General features: G+C 57.9%; 1 protein-coding gene. It reads left to right on the top strand.

The annotated features are described in order from the left end of the window. On the top strand, positions 1-736 hold a 736-nt coding region (locus E1297_RS48890), incomplete at both ends, for a hypothetical protein (protein WP_209015558.1).

Here is a 736-nt window from a genome sequence, read left to right as displayed (position 1 = left end):
TGACAGCCAGATCGCGATTACCGCGCAGTCCCTTTCTACGCAAATTGTCGAGGGCGTCAGTTCGGTTTCGAATTACTCGCTCACGCTGTTTTCGCAACTGCAATCATCCACGGCGCTGGCGTTTCAGGGGATTGAAACACAGGTCGAGGTGATTGACGGGAAACTGTCTACGGTCGCGACACTGGCCGAGCGGCTGGAGACGACGACAACCGATCACAGTGCCGAATTTCTTCGGCTGGGGGAGAGTATTGGCGGTCAGGAGACTCGGCTGACCGAGGCGCTGACGGCGGTGGAGGGTGACCGGAATAGGGACGTTGCACAGAGCCTGCTAGATCTTTTATCCGGCAACGTTGAGCGGCAGAATGCCGACAGCCGGTTGGCTGTGTCGATCCATCAGTCAAATGTCCGCATCGGGGAAAACGAGGCGGAAGTAAGCCGGATCACGGCGGATCTGGCGCAGGTCGGGAATGCTGCCACGCGTGCCATAGATGCCGTGGAGCTGCGGACCACGCAAACCGAAAACACGTTGGAAACATATGGCTCTCGCATCACGTCCATACAGTCGGAGATCGATGGACTGGACGACCGGACGAGCGGCCATGCGGGTGCGATCACCTCCCTGAATACCAGTGTCTCAAACATCAACGATACGCTGACGTCTCAGGCGCAGAGTCTCACCAGCGTGTCGTCAAAAGTGGATGGCAATGAAGCCAGCCTCACGCAACAGCTCTCATCG

It is taken from the genome of Roseibium sp. RKSG952, assembly GCF_009711355.1.
The sequence above is the reverse complement of the archived record's forward strand: the minus strand, read 5'-3'. Positions and strand labels throughout refer to the sequence as shown.